The sequence below is a fragment of the Flavobacterium sp. N2038 genome (assembly GCF_025947185.1).
GTDB lineage: Bacteria > Bacteroidota > Bacteroidia > Flavobacteriales > Flavobacteriaceae > Flavobacterium.
The window spans coordinates 4,371,970-4,385,574 of the sequence record NZ_CP110001.1 but is presented as its reverse complement, the minus strand read 5'-3'; the positions used below and the strand labels follow the sequence as shown (position 1 = coordinate 4,385,574).

Genomic DNA, 13,605 nt, shown 5'->3' with positions numbered 1-13,605 from the left:
TTATAGTTTTTCAGTGTTAAGTTTTATATTTTTCAAGGTTTTTTCGATATCTCCTCCAATAATTTTATCCATATTTACAAATAGCAGAATAATATTCGAAGGCCAGTTTTTCCCGCTTTTAAATTCCCACAAAAGAGTCGTTTTATCTGTGCTTTGAGGTTTAAAATATAAAGACCCGCCAGCAGTAAAAACATATGGAGATATAAATCGGAGGTTAAAATCTATTTGTTGGTTTTTGATTAGACGGGTGTTTTTCCATTCGCCTTCACCGGTTTTGATGTTTTTGCTTTTAAAATAGAGAATTGATCCTTCTTGTCCATCAGTGTTGCCTTTTAATTCAATTATGGTATTTGGATCATATTGCAGCCATTGATTGAATTCCTTCTGGTTGCTCTGAAATCTTACGTAATTGTATACCGTTTCAGCCGGGGTATTAATGGTGATTTCTCTTTTAATAGTGTATTTGGTAGGTACAAAAGCGGCAATTATACATAGAATAGCCACTAGTATAATCAATACGGTAAGAATTTTAAGTATTAACATTTTCATTTGTTTTAAGGTTTTATTTAATAATATTTGACAGATCAAAGGTATTTGAAGTACCGTGTTTTAAAATGGTTCAAAAAAGGACAATAATGGTCAATTCTGGTATATTTCATGAATTACTAGTTATTTAGATATTGCACAAGTCAATTGGATTTTCGATCTTAGACAAGTGTTAGAGGTAGCTATAATCCTGGCCATCTGTACAATGAAATTTACTTTAGATATAACCTTTTATACTGTTAGACTTAGACCATAAAGAGATGCCAGAAGAAAAAGAAAACATTCCCTTCTATGATGATATCAATTCTTTTTTAGAATCTATACCTGTTAAACATCGCACCGGCAATCCTTTGTTTTATTGTATGCGATTGGCAGAACATGAAGGCGATATTTACAAACCGCCTTTTCGGCGAGGTTTCTTTTTTGTAGCTCTTTTAACCTCTGTAGGAAATACCCAGGTAGGATATAATAATAGGGAAGAAGTGATTAAAGAATCGTTTTTGGTTTTTCAGTCCCCACGACAAGTGTATAGTTTTTTCAGGGATAAAAATACCGAAGGCTATCTGATTTATTTTAAGGAAGAATGTTTTGGTTTTTTCAAACCTGATTTGGTACAGGAATTTCCTTTTTTTGATACTTTGAGTACAAATTTATTTCAGCTCAGTCAGGGCGAATACAAAAATATAGCACCACATTTTGAAGAAGTGTTCCAGTCGTATGAGGCCTCCCGGTCGACGTACAGTGTAGCGGTACATAAGTTTCTGGCATTGCTTTATCAACTGAAGGAATTTAGGGCAGTTGAGGAGCAGAAAACGATTCAGAAACCAAATGCCCAGCAATTGCTGACCAAAAAACTAATGCAATTAATCAATATGCATTATCTTACCAAAAGGACAGTAGAAGAATATGCCGCTCTTCTGGCTGTTAGTGTTAGTCATTTATCAAAATCGGTAAAGATCACTACAGGTTCAACAGTATTGTCATTAATTAATGAAAGAATAGTTCGAGAAGCTAAACTGATTATTACGTACACCGATCTCAATGTAGCTGAAATTGCTTTTAAACTGAATTTTTCTGATACCTCTAATTTTGGGAAATTCTTTAAAAAACAAACAGGCAGCAGCCCGATGTCTTTCAAAAATAAGGAGAAATAATCAAATGGACTTTTTATTTGTAAAAACACAAATAAGAGGATGTTGCTTAAAATTCAGGCAGCTTGGTTATTTAGTAACTATAAAGGTGTTTTTAACTCTGGATTTGTTGTCTTTTCAGTTCGGGTTTGTTCATCAGATTCGTTTGTTTGTCATTATCTAATCCAAAAATGTGTTTGTCAAAATTTACAAAGACATTTTTTTTTTGATTCCCATGCAACCATTTTAAATTGATAATCGTCTATGCTAATAGAAGTCTGTTTCTAAAACCAAAACCGAAAGCTTATTAATGAAAATTATTCCATTACATCAAGAAGAAACCGAAATCATAAAGCTGGCTGTCGAAAATAATCGTCAGGCACAGCAACAGATTTACGGTAAGTATTCTTCTAAAATGTTAAGCGTATGTCGACAATATATAAAAGACATTCAGCTGGCAGAAGATGTAATGATAACCGCTTTTATGAAAGTGTTTACAAACCTGAAAAGTTTTGAACACAAAGGAAGCTTTGAAGGCTGGATCCGCCGAATTATGGTTAATGAATGTATTTCGTATTTAAGAGTTCAGAAAAAAGTAAAATTTGCCGAAGATGAATTTTTTGTTGAAGAAAGCTTCAATGCCATTGATAGTAAGTTTACGGTAGATCAGATTCAATACTTAATTGATGCTTTGCCGGATGGTTATAAAATGGTTTTCAATTTATATGCAATAGAAGGTTATAAACATAATGAAATTGCCAGGATGTTAGGAATTAATGAGGGAACATCAAAATCGCAGTTATCGCACGCCAGAAAAATGCTACAAACACAAATTACTATTTTAAAAAAACAAGATAATGGAACCGAATAATTTTGAAAAGGATTTCCGTGAAAAGCTAAAGGAACGTAAAATTGAACCAAGCAACAAAGCCTGGGATCGATTGGATGCAATGCTTAGCGTTACTGAAGAAAAGAAGCCTGAGAAAAGTAAAAAATGGTTGTATATCGCAGCAAGTATTGTTGGGTTTTTATTGTTTGGAACGTTCTACTTCAGTCAAAAAGAAAGTGTAATGGAAATACCTAAAAATGTTGTTGTAGAAGAGAATGTTGAAAAGGATTCTGTTGTAAAACCAACTTTAAATATAATAGATTCAGTTAAAACAGAAGTTGCTGTTTCAGAAGAGCCATCAACAGAAACTTTAAAAAGCGTAGAAAAAAAATCTAATAAAACCAGTACAAATGAATCAAATCAAATAGAGGAGTCTTCAGTCATCATCAAAAACGATCAGGAAAAACAATCAATCAATAATCAAACTGTAATTGCCGAAACGCCTAAAAAAGAAAACATAGATCAATTATTGGATTCGGCAGAAAAGACGGTGATAGCTGAAAATTCGGTTAAACCAAAACCAAAAGTAAAAATTAATGCAAATGATTTACTGGATCAGGTAGACGGCGAACTAGAGCTTTCATTTAGAGAGAAAATGATAACAAAAATTAATCGCAGTTATCATACCGTTAAAGTGGCAGTAGAAAACAGAAATGTTAAAAAATAATGTAAAACATCAATCAATCAATCAATCAATCAATCTAAAAAAGTAATTATGAAAAATTTTATTGTGTATTTTACTCTCTTGTTTTTTTTATTTGTCACAAAGGTGATAGGGCAGGAAACTTTTGAGAACAAAGCAAAATCTATAGCTGTAAATATTGAAAAAATAACGACCGAAGAAAAAGCAGCATTAAAAAAAGAAGTCGATGAAGTCAATAGTCAATTAGTAGAAGGAACAATCACTAAAGAAGAAGCAGAGAAGAAAAAGAAAGATTTTGCTGAAAAAAGAGCCCGTAATATTGAAAACAGAGTGGCTATAGAGCAAGAAAAATTACAGGAACTGGTTCAGGAAAAGGTAGACGGGAAAATAAATTATAAAAAAGACCGTGGAGGGACAATAGTATTAATTGGCGGAAGTAATGATTCTATCCGACCTAATCAGACCGAAATTAAAATTCCTGCCATGAAAGTTTATGAGGGACAGGAAGACAAGCAAAAAAGAGAGTCTAAAAGAACTACTTCTCAGTTTGTGTTTGCAATGGGATTGAATAGTACAATGGTTGATGGAAAACTTCAGGATTCGAATTATGATTTTATAGGGTCGCATTTTTACGAATGGGGATTTACATTTAATTCCAGAATATTATCAGACAACAATTTGCTGCATGCAAAATATGGACTTTCGTTAATGTACAATAATCTCCGTCCGACAGATAATCGCAGTTTTGTGGTCAATGGCGACCAGACAGATTTAATAACAAATCCTATTCATTTGAAGGAATCGCGTTTTAGAAATGTTTATTTAGTCGCTCCGGTACATTTAGAATTTGATTTTTCGAAAGATGGAAATTACGATGGTAAATCGTATTTCAGGACACATAAGGGTTTTCGTATGGGATTTGGAGGATATGCAGGAATTAATGTTAAGTCTAAGCAAATTTTAAAATTTGAAGACAATGATTACAAAACAACACAAAAAACAAAAGGAGATTTTAATGTAAATAATTTTGTTTACGGATTAAGTACTTATGTAGGTTACAAAGAAATTAGTCTGTATCTGAAATACGATCTGAATCCTATATTTCAGGACAATTTAATTGAAGAGAATAATATTTCTATGGGAATACGATTTGATTTTAATTAAGAATGTAGTTTAAGTTTAGTTAGTAGAAAAAGTGCTTCTCGAGAGGCACTTTTTTAGTTTAATAAACAAATTTCAGACTGGATTTATGTACTTTTACAGGCTTTCAACTTTAAAAATAAATTTAAGTTTTGATTTCACAAAATACAATTGACAATGTTTTTGAAACTGCTCGTGTAGAGGAGGTTATTGGCGATTTTGTCAATTTAAAACGTGCCGGAAGTAACTTTAAAGGTTTGAGTCCGTTCTCAGATGAGCGTTCTCCTTCTTTCATGGTTTCGCCTGCAAAAGGGATTTGGAAAGATTTCAGTACCGGAAAAGGAGGGAATTCTGTAAAATTCCTGATGGAGCACTCGCAGTTTACTTATCCGGAGGCCATTCGATATTTGGCCAGAAAATATAATATTGAAATCGAAGAAACCGAACAGACCGATGCCGAAAAAGCGATGACAGATGTTCGTGAAAGTATGTATTTGGTTTCGGAATTTGCTGCTAAATATTTTCAGGATGTTTTAATAAATTCTGAAGAAGGAAAAGCAATCGGACTTTCTTATTTTAAAGAAAGAGGATTTACCAATGAAACGATTAAAAAATTCGATTTAGGATATTCTCCCGAAACCTGGGACGCTTTGACTAAAGAAGCATTAGGAAAAGGATATAAATTAGAATTTCTGGAAAGTACAGGTTTAACCATTGCAAGAGAAGATCGTCCTTTTGACCGATTTAAAGGGCGTGTGATGTTTCCGATTCAAAGTATGTCTGGCCGGGTTTTAGGTTTTGGAGGACGTATTTTGACCAATGATAAAAAGGCGGCAAAATATCTAAATTCACCGGAAAGTGATATCTACCATAAAAGTAAAGTGCTTTATGGAATTTATCATGCCAAACAATCTATAGCGAAACAAAACAACTGTTATTTGGTTGAAGGTTATACCGATGTAATCCAGTTTAGTCAGGCCGGAATAGAGAATGTTGTGGCTTCGTCCGGAACTGCTTTAACGCCTGATCAGATTCGTCTGATTAACCGTCTGACCCGAAATATTACGGTGCTTTTTGATGGTGATGCTGCCGGTTTGCGAGCGTCTATTCGAGGAATCGATTTGATTCTTGAGGAAGGTATGAATGTAAGAGTTTGTTCTTTTCCTGACGGAGAAGATCCGGATAGTTTTGCCCGAAAAAATTCACATGATGATTTAGTTGCTTATTTAGAAAACAATAGTAAAGATTTCATACAGTTTAAGGCTTCGATTTTGATGAATGAAGCTAAAAACGATCCGATAAAAAAAGCCGATCTGATTCGTGATATGGTTACTAGTATTTCTAAAATACCAGATCGTATTCAGCGCGAAGTCTATATCCAGGAGTGTGCCCGAATAATGGATATTTCAGAGCAGGTTTTGGTGAGTACTTTGGCGCAGCTAATCCAAAAAGATATTGCTGAAGCTAATAAAAAACAAAAACAAGAACAGAAACCTTTTGAAGTTGTAAGGAATCAGGCTCCAAAAAACACTAATTTCTCAGGAGGAGATCCGGAAGATCCGCGGACTGGTCCGCCAGAAGGGTATGGTTATCCGGGAGACATGGGATATCCTGTTGAGCAGACAGAAAAAGTAGATATTTTATATGGTTTTGAAAGAAAAATTATTGAAATATTATTGCTTTATGGAAATGTATTGGAAGATTTTGAAGATGTATTTTTAAAAGCTGATGAAGAAGGAAATGTAAAGGAAGTTACAGAAAAAAGAAAATATAAAGTATACGAGAAAGTTTACCTGAGTCTTCAGGAAGATGAGGTGGAGCTTACGAATACATTGTTTAAGGATATTTTTACCGGACTTATTGATTTTTACAATCAAAATGAGACTTTTAGTTTAGATAGATACTTAATGCACCTGCAACCTGAATTTGCACAGGAAGTGACTAATATATTGATGGAAGACGAAAAGTTGGTTATCCACAACTGGGAGGGACAAAATATTTTTCCGAAGCATAAAAGCGAAACTGTAGAGCAAAATGTTTCGGATACTATATTTTCGATGAGATGGTATTTGATTTCAAAAATCATTCACGATTTGAAGGAGTCATTGATGACCGATCCTCAGGATGATAATTCAGAATTGTTGTCTATGGTGATTGATTATTCTAAATTATTAAATAATTTTTCCAGAAAACTGGGGCGGGTTGTAGTGCCATATCATTTATAAAATCAAAAAGCTCTATATTTTAAATATAGAGCTTTTTTTATGGGGTTGATGATTTGCAAAAGCAAATATCAATGTACCATTTAAATAATTTCTAAAGTCTTTGCTTTGTTTACTAAATCAACTAAATTAGTAACATTCAACTTTGTCAATAATCTTAATTTGTAAGTACTGATCGTTTTTTCGTTCAGATTTAAGATTTTAGAGATTTCATTGTTTTTTTTACCATCACTTAAGTAACGTAAAACTTCAATCTCGCGATTAGAAAGTTTTCTGTACAAACGTTCGCTCTTGCTTTGTTTAGCAATAAGGGCCATGTTTTTGCGAACTGTTTCGTTGATGATAATTTTTCCTTCGTGTACTTTAATAATAGAAAGACCTAAAGTTTCAAGTTTTTCTGTTTTGTGTACATACCCGGAAACTCCTGCTTTAATTGCATTTGGAGCATACATTTGTTCAGCGAGGTCACTAAAAATTACAATCTTTGTTTTTGGGAAATTTTTCAGAATTGATTTTACTTCGAAGATACTTGAAAGACCTTCTAGTTCTAAATCTAAGATTAGAATGTCGATTTCCTTCGTTTGAAGAATATCTCTAACCATTGAAAAATTGCCTACGTTGGCAACAATTGAAATTTGATCGTGGTCTTTAAAATAAGACTTAACGCCAAAGTGAGTCACAGGATGATTGTCTGCAAGACATACTTTAATCATAATTTTACCTTTTTAGAATTGTTATCATGTTTTTGGAACTGTAAAATTAATAAATAAATTCTGTAATTAATTATACGCAAATGTTAAAAAAAATTATTTTAACGTTTTTGGTATCAAACATACTGGAATCGATTGCATTTTATGCTTGTTGCTGGTGTTTAATCTTTTATAAATTTCAAAAACAGATTTTTCTCGTCCACTAAAATCACCTGCCGTCTTTCCTGACTCCGCTGCTAACATTGCCCATTCCAGCTCGTCATAACTTGCTCCCAATTGGTCTTCATCGGTTCTGTTATCACCAAATAAACCGTCGGTAGGAGCAGCTGTTAAAATTGATGCCGGAATAGTTAAATATTCCCCAAGAGCATATACATCTGATTTCATTAAATCTGCAATTGGACTCAAATCGACACCGCCATCACCATATTTTGTATAAAATCCTACTCCAAAATCTTCTACTTTATTGCCTGTCCCTGCGACTAATAAGCCGTGAATTCCGGCTAAATAATATAATGACGTCATTCGTAGACGGGCACGTGTATTAGCAAATGATAAATTAACTTTTGTTTCATCTTTTGTTATAGGCACAGCATTTTTAAAAGCTTCAAAAGTGGCAGTTAAATCAGTTTCTACACTTGAAACGTTTGGGAAACGTTTTTTTAATTGCTCAATATGTTCCCTTCCTCTTGAAACCTGAGTTTCGGCCTGGTGAATTGGCATTTCTACACACAAAACCTGTAAACCAGTCTGGGCGCATAATGTTGAAGTTACCGCAGAGTCGACTCCGCCCGAAATTCCGATTACAAAACCATTTACTTTTGCGTTGTTAGCATAATCTTTTAGCCACTCAACGATGTGGTTATTTACTTTTTCTGTCTGAATAGTGCTTTTTTTAGCCATAATAGTTCAAGTTTTAAGATACAGGGATGTATATTTGCACAAATAATTTTAAGTGTATAATTTTTAAATTTATGCAACACAAATCTAATTAAAATAAAATGAAAATATATTGCTTTGCGGTGGTTCTGTGCCTGTTTTTTTTGTCCTGTGATCAAAAAAGTAAGGTCGAAAAAGAAGTAGAAGAAATTCCGGTTGATATTAAAGTAGAACGTTTTGATAAGGTGTTTTTTGAATCAAAACCGCAAGATCTGGCTAAGATAAAAATGCAATATCCTTTCTTTTTTCCGGCAGGAAATGATGACGCTGTCTGGTTAAAGAAAATGCAGGAGCCAATTTGGCGTGAGGTATATACTGAAGTGCAAAAAAAGTATTCGGATTTTGAGCCAGTTCGTCAACAATTTAATTCGCTTTTTCAACACGTAAAATATTATTTTCCTAAAACTAAAACTCCAAAAGTAATTACGGTAATTGGTGAGATGGACTATAATGCTAAAGCAATTTATGCCGACAGTCTGGTTATTGTTGCATTAGAATTGTATTTGGGAAAAGAGCACAAATTTTATGAATTCCCGAATTATTTAAAACAAAACTTTGAGGAGAAACAAATTATGCCGGATGTGGTTTCGAGTTTTGCTTACAGAAATATTCCTGCCTATGCCGATAAGAATTTAGTTTCTCAAATGATTTTTGAAGGAAAACAACTGTATGCAAAGGATTTGCTTTTGCCTGAATATACAGATGCTGAAAAAATTGGTTACCTACCGGAACAAATAAAATGGTGTGAAGAAAATGAAGCTTATATGTGGCGTTATTTTTTAGAAAAAGAAATGCTGTATAGTGCAGATCCTAAGCTTACAACCCGATTTATTGCGCCGGCTCCCTTTTCTAAATTTTACTTAGAGATAGATAATGATTCTCCAGGACGCGTAGGGGCTTGGATTGGTTGGCAAATTGTTCGTTCCTACATGAAAAATAATAATGTTACTTTGCCTGAATTATTAAAAATTAATGCAAAAGAGATATTCGAAAATTCAAAATATAAACCTAAGAAATAATGTCAGATACAATAAACTCAGAAATTAAATTCAATATAGAATTAGATGAAAACCGTGTTCCGGAAAAATTAACCTGGAGCGCACAAGACGGCGGTGTTCAGGCTGAAGAAGCAAAGGCTATTATGTTATCAATTTGGGATAGCAAAGTTAAAGAAACAATGCGTATTGATCTTTGGACAAAAGATATGCCGGTGGACGAAATGAAAATTTTCTTTCATCAGACTTTAGTTGCAATGGCTGATACTTTTAAACGTGCTACAGACGACGAAAAAATGTCGGACACAATGAAAGATTTCTGTGATTATTTTGCAGAAAAACTGGAACTAACGAAGTAGTTAAACTTTAAATAATAAAATTCCAAATTCCAATTTTGAAGATTGGGTTTGGAATTTTTTGTTTTTATTTTGTAAATTGTCATAAATCAAACAAATATGCTGTTTCCTTTTATAGTAAGTCTTATCGGATTGTTTTTCTTACTTGCAAATGCGATTCGGTTTTGTGTTACCTGTAAAAACAGAGATGTGCTGTATCGCACACTTACTACTTATTTGGTTCTTTTGTTTTGTGTAGAATTGTTTTGCAATATTATTGGTTTTTTATATCCTGGAGCCAATTTCTTCCTTTCGCATTACTATTTTATTTTTCAGTTTATTACGTTAAGTATATTTTTCTACAAAATCTTTTCGAACATAATACTAAAACGAGTTGTGGTAATAGTGTTTGTTTTAATACTTCTTTTTTTAGGTTTCCAGTATTATAAAACGCCATCTCTTTATTGGAAGTTTAATCTGATTGAGATTGCAATAACTTCGATTCCGTTACTGTTTTATGCATTGTATTTTATTATATCCAATTTAAAAAATGTCAAACATAATTATTCTTATTTCTGTAACGGACTAGTTGTTTACTTAACAAGTAGCGCAAGCATTTTTTTATCCGGAAATAGTGATTCAGTAATTTTCACAGAACCCTTTGTGCTTGATTTCTGGTTTTTTAATTCCCTTTTTTATATTTTGTATCAGGTCTTGATTTATAAAGAGTGGAAAGTTCTAAATTCTAAAAGAGTAATTAAGAGAAATTTTAAAGCTAAAGACTAAATAAATTAAAAATGACAGCTTCAATGAAAATTCCAATAAAAAAAAATCCCAAATTCCAATTGTAAAGCTCGGAATTTGGGATTTTTTTTATTGGAATTTTAAGTTTAAAAACCTGAATTGTTTTTAAAAACTTCCTGATTTACTTCGTCTATGTAGGATAGAAGTTCTTCTTTTCCAATTGATTCTGTAGATGAGGTTACAAAATAATGTGGCATTTCGGCCCAGTTGTTTGCGTACATCTGTTTCTTGTAGGCTGCAATATGTGAATCGATTTTTACTTTACTGATTTTATCTGCTTTGGTAAAAATAATGCAAAATGGTATTTCGCTTTCGCCCATATAAGACATAAATTCAATGTCAATTTTTTGAGCTTCATGGCGAATATCAATTAAAACAAAAGCACATACCAGTTGTTCTCTGTTTTCAAAATAATCTGTAATGAATTGCTGGAAAACCGATTTGGTTTTCTTAGAAACTTTAGCATATCCATAACCCGGTAAATCGACCAAAAACCAATTGTTATTGATTTTAAAGTGATTTATAAGTTGTGTTTTTCCTGGCCTTCCAGATGTTTTTGCTAAATTTTTATGATTGGTAATCATATTAATCAAAGATGATTTCCCAACATTTGATCTGCCTATAAAAGCGTATTCCGGCAAAAACTCGGCCGGGCATTTTGATGCATCAGAATTACTGATAATAAATTCGGCGGTATTAATTTTCATGCTTTTTGTTTTTAAAACCTCCTTAAAAATCGAAAGTTAGATTGCTATAATTTTTTTTCGGTAAGCCATTTTTCAAGAATTTCGTTGAACTCCTGAGGATGTTCCATCATAGCAGCGTGTCCACATTTGTCTATCCAATATAAAGTTGAATTAGGCAATAATTTATCAAATTCTTCGGCAACATTTGGCGGCGTTACAGAATCGTTTTTACCCCAAATAATACAGGTTTCAACTGTCATTTTTGGTAAATCTTTGGCCATGTTATGACGAATGGCACTCTTGGCAATCGTTAAAGTTTTAATTAGTTTTATGCGGTCATTAGCAGTTGCATATACTTCATCAATAAGATCCGGAGTTGCAATTTTAGGGTCGTAAAATACATCTTCAGCTTTCTTTTTAATGTATTCATAATCGCCTCTTCTTGGGTAGCTGTCGCCCATTGCACTTTCATAAAGTCCTGAGCTCCCTGTTATTACAAGTCCTGCTACTTTTTCGGGATACAACTTTGTGTGATACAATGCGATATGTCCTCCTAATGAATTTCCTAATAGAATAACCTGGTCAAAACCTTTAAAGGTGATGAAATCTTTTACGTATTTAGCAAAGCTTTTTACATTCGTTTTTAAAATGCTTTGTGTATATATTGGCAAATCCGGGATAACAACTTTATATCCTTTCGTTGGGAAATATTGCGCTACACCATCAAAGTTACTAAGGCCTCCCATTAAACCGTGTAAAATAACGATAGGAGTTCCTTCTCCAGCTTCATAATAGCTGTATTTGCCTTCTTTTTTGTAGTGTTTGTCCATCTAGTTTAATGCCAATTTCAATTTCGACAAATATAGGGTTTAATAAACAAAAATGAATTTTTGCTGTCATTTTTTAACTACATAATTTGAGTAGAATTTATAAGTGGTTAAAAATCAGCTTTTAGGGGTGATTTTGACGAATTTTATAAATGTTAAAATATTTGCATTATAGCTATTTTTTTAAGAGAAAGACTATGTAATTTTTAGAATTGTTAAAGGAATTTATTTTTCGACTGATTAATGTGTAAAGTATTGATTGTGTATTTGTTAAGTAAAGTGGTAGTAAAGTGGTTAAACTTATTAACAAAGTGGTATATAGTGGTAATATGTGGTATTTTTTTTTATATTTTTGCTGTATAACATGTTAAGTGATTTTTCTTGAATACAATTGTAGGAACATATGAGTGTAAAGTTGATGCTAAGGGGAGGCTAATGTTGCCTGCGCCCCTAAAAAAGCAGCTGTCAGCTTCTCTTCAGGACGGTTTTGTTTTGAAGCGCTCTGTTTTTCAGCAATGCTTGGAATTGTATCCAATGGAAGAATGGAATTTGATGATGAAGAAGATTAACAAGTTGAATCGTTTTGTAAAAAAGAACAATGATTTCATTCGCAGATTTACTGCCGGAGTTAAAGTGGTAGAGATTGATGCATTAGGAAGATTGTTGGTACCAAAAGATCTGGTAACTTTTTCAGGTATTTCTAAAGATGTTGTTTTTTCATCTGCGGTTAATATTGTGGAGATTTGGGATAAAGATTTATATGAAAAATCAATAAGCGGCGAAGATATGGATTTTGCAGATTTAGCCGAAGAAGTAATGGGAAATATTAATGACGACGACAATGGAATATCATAATCCGGTTTTGCTTCATCCAACAGTAGATGGTTTAAATATTAAACCTGATGGTGTGTATGTAGATGTTACGTTTGGAGGCGGTGGTCATTCAAAAGAGATTTTAAAAAGATTAGGGCCAAACGGAAGGCTGTTTGCATTTGATCAGGACGAAGATGCACTTGCAAATGCATTGCCAGACGAGAGGTTTACCTTAATTAATGAGAACTTTAGATTTATAAAAAGATTTCTTCGTTTTCATGGTGTTAAAAGTGTTGATGGAATTTTGGCAGATCTGGGAGTTTCATCACATCAGTTTGATGTTCCGGAAAGAGGTTTTTCCACAAGATTTGATGCCGGACTGGATATGCGGATGAGTCAGAAAAATGATTTAAATGCTTATCGGGTGGTTAACGAATATGAAGAACAGGATTTACGTCGTGTTTTTTTTGATTATGGGGAGTTGAAAAACGCACCGGCACTTGCCAGAACAATTGTTGAGGCAAGACAAGGTTATCCAATCAAAACGACTGACGAATTAAAAGAAGTTTTGGCGAAGTATTTACCAGAGAGAGTTAAAAATAAAATATTGGCTCAGATTTATCAGGCGATTCGTATTGAGGTAAATCAGGAAATGGATGTTCTGAAAGAGTTTATTGAGCAGTCGTTGGAAATTTTAAATCCGGGTGGTAGATTTTCGGTGATCTCATATCATTCTTTAGAGGACAGATTGGTAAAAAGATTTATAAAAAACGGAATGTTTGAGGGAGAACCGGAACGTGATTTTTATGGGAATTTTTCAGTGCCATTTAAAACTATTGGAAAATTGATTGTCCCTGATGAAGCTGAAATCAAAATCAATAATAGAGCAAGAAGTGCAAAACTTAGAATAGCTGAAAAGGTATAAT

Annotated in this window: 14 protein-coding genes; 9 read left to right on the top strand and 5 right to left on the bottom strand. The window is 33.1% G+C overall.

What is annotated here, in order from left to right; all coding sequences use genetic code 11:
* Window positions 1-543 (bottom strand): SRPBCC family protein, encoded by a 543-nt coding sequence (locus OLM51_RS19135; RefSeq protein ID WP_264552173.1) that lies wholly within the window; start codon window positions 541-543, stop codon window positions 1-3.
* Between the two features lie 263 nt (window positions 544-806).
* Here OLM51_RS19135 and OLM51_RS19130 point away from each other — a divergent pair, with 263 nt between their 5' ends.
* The 5 genes from OLM51_RS19130 to dnaG all read left to right on the top strand — a co-directional run bounded on the left by OLM51_RS19130 (window position 807) and on the right by dnaG (window position 6,573).
* Complete coding sequence (locus OLM51_RS19130) at window positions 807-1,700, top strand: helix-turn-helix domain-containing protein (protein ID WP_264552172.1); 894 nt, start codon at window positions 807-809, stop codon at window positions 1,698-1,700.
* Between the two features lie 286 nt (window positions 1,701-1,986).
* Window positions 1,987-2,547 (top strand): RNA polymerase sigma factor, encoded by a 561-nt coding sequence (locus tag OLM51_RS19125; protein WP_264552171.1) that lies wholly within the window; start codon window positions 1,987-1,989, stop codon window positions 2,545-2,547.
* A complete protein-coding gene (locus tag OLM51_RS19120; RefSeq protein WP_264552170.1) occupies window positions 2,534-3,232 on the top strand; it encodes a hypothetical protein in 699 nt (232 codons plus the stop codon). The genes OLM51_RS19125 and OLM51_RS19120 overlap by 14 nt, the downstream gene beginning before the upstream one ends.
* A 48-nt stretch (window positions 3,233-3,280) precedes the next feature.
* Window positions 3,281-4,372, top strand: coding sequence for a hypothetical protein (locus OLM51_RS19115; protein ID WP_264552169.1), 1,092 nt, complete (start codon window positions 3,281-3,283; stop codon window positions 4,370-4,372).
* A gap of 128 nt (window positions 4,373-4,500) precedes the next feature.
* A complete protein-coding gene (dnaG, locus tag OLM51_RS19110) occupies window positions 4,501-6,573 on the top strand; it encodes a DNA primase (RefSeq protein ID WP_264552168.1) in 2,073 nt (690 codons plus the stop codon).
* Between the two features lie 80 nt (window positions 6,574-6,653).
* On the opposite strand, the gene OLM51_RS19105 is transcribed toward dnaG, so the two are convergent.
* Window positions 6,654-7,283 carry a response regulator transcription factor gene (locus OLM51_RS19105; RefSeq protein WP_026730588.1) on the bottom strand — a complete coding sequence of 210 codons (630 nt, stop codon included), beginning with the start codon at window positions 7,281-7,283 and terminating at the stop codon, window positions 6,654-6,656.
* A 93-nt stretch (window positions 7,284-7,376) separates the two neighbouring features.
* The gene (gene nadE / locus OLM51_RS19100) at window positions 7,377-8,183 is read right to left on the bottom strand and encodes an NAD(+) synthase (protein ID WP_264552167.1); all 807 of its coding nucleotides are present in this window, start codon (window positions 8,181-8,183) and stop codon (window positions 7,377-7,379) included.
* A 98-nt stretch (window positions 8,184-8,281) separates the two neighbouring features.
* Here nadE and gldB point away from each other — a divergent pair, with 98 nt between their 5' ends.
* Together gldB and gldC are read left to right on the top strand one after the other, a co-directional pair.
* Entirely contained in the window at window positions 8,282-9,238 is a 957-nt protein-coding gene (gene gldB / locus OLM51_RS19095; protein ID WP_264552166.1) for a gliding motility lipoprotein GldB, read from the top strand.
* Window positions 9,238-9,573, top strand: a complete 336-nt coding sequence (gldC, locus tag OLM51_RS19090; RefSeq protein WP_165769854.1) for a gliding motility protein GldC — start codon at window positions 9,238-9,240, stop codon at window positions 9,571-9,573. The genes gldB and gldC overlap by 1 nt, the downstream gene beginning before the upstream one ends.
* 866 nt (window positions 9,574-10,439) lie before the next feature.
* Here gldC and yihA read toward each other — a convergent pair.
* A complete protein-coding gene (gene yihA, locus OLM51_RS19085) occupies window positions 10,440-11,060 on the bottom strand; it encodes a ribosome biogenesis GTP-binding protein YihA/YsxC (RefSeq protein WP_264552165.1) in 621 nt (206 codons plus the stop codon).
* Window positions 11,061-11,104: 44 nt separating this feature from the next.
* Window positions 11,105-11,869, bottom strand: coding sequence for an alpha/beta fold hydrolase (locus OLM51_RS19080; protein WP_264552164.1), 765 nt, complete (start codon window positions 11,867-11,869; stop codon window positions 11,105-11,107).
* A 378-nt stretch (window positions 11,870-12,247) separates the two neighbouring features.
* Here OLM51_RS19080 and OLM51_RS19075 point away from each other — a divergent pair, with 378 nt between their 5' ends.
* Both OLM51_RS19075 and rsmH read left to right on the top strand, forming a co-directional pair.
* Window positions 12,248-12,721 (top strand): division/cell wall cluster transcriptional repressor MraZ, encoded by a 474-nt coding sequence (locus OLM51_RS19075; RefSeq protein WP_264552163.1) that lies wholly within the window; start codon window positions 12,248-12,250, stop codon window positions 12,719-12,721.
* Window positions 12,696-13,604 (top strand): 16S rRNA (cytosine(1402)-N(4))-methyltransferase RsmH, encoded by a 909-nt coding sequence (rsmH, locus tag OLM51_RS19070; RefSeq protein ID WP_264552162.1) that lies wholly within the window; start codon window positions 12,696-12,698, stop codon window positions 13,602-13,604. Before OLM51_RS19075 ends, rsmH begins: the two co-directional genes overlap by 26 nt.
* The last annotated feature ends 1 nt before the right edge of the window (window position 13,605 follow it).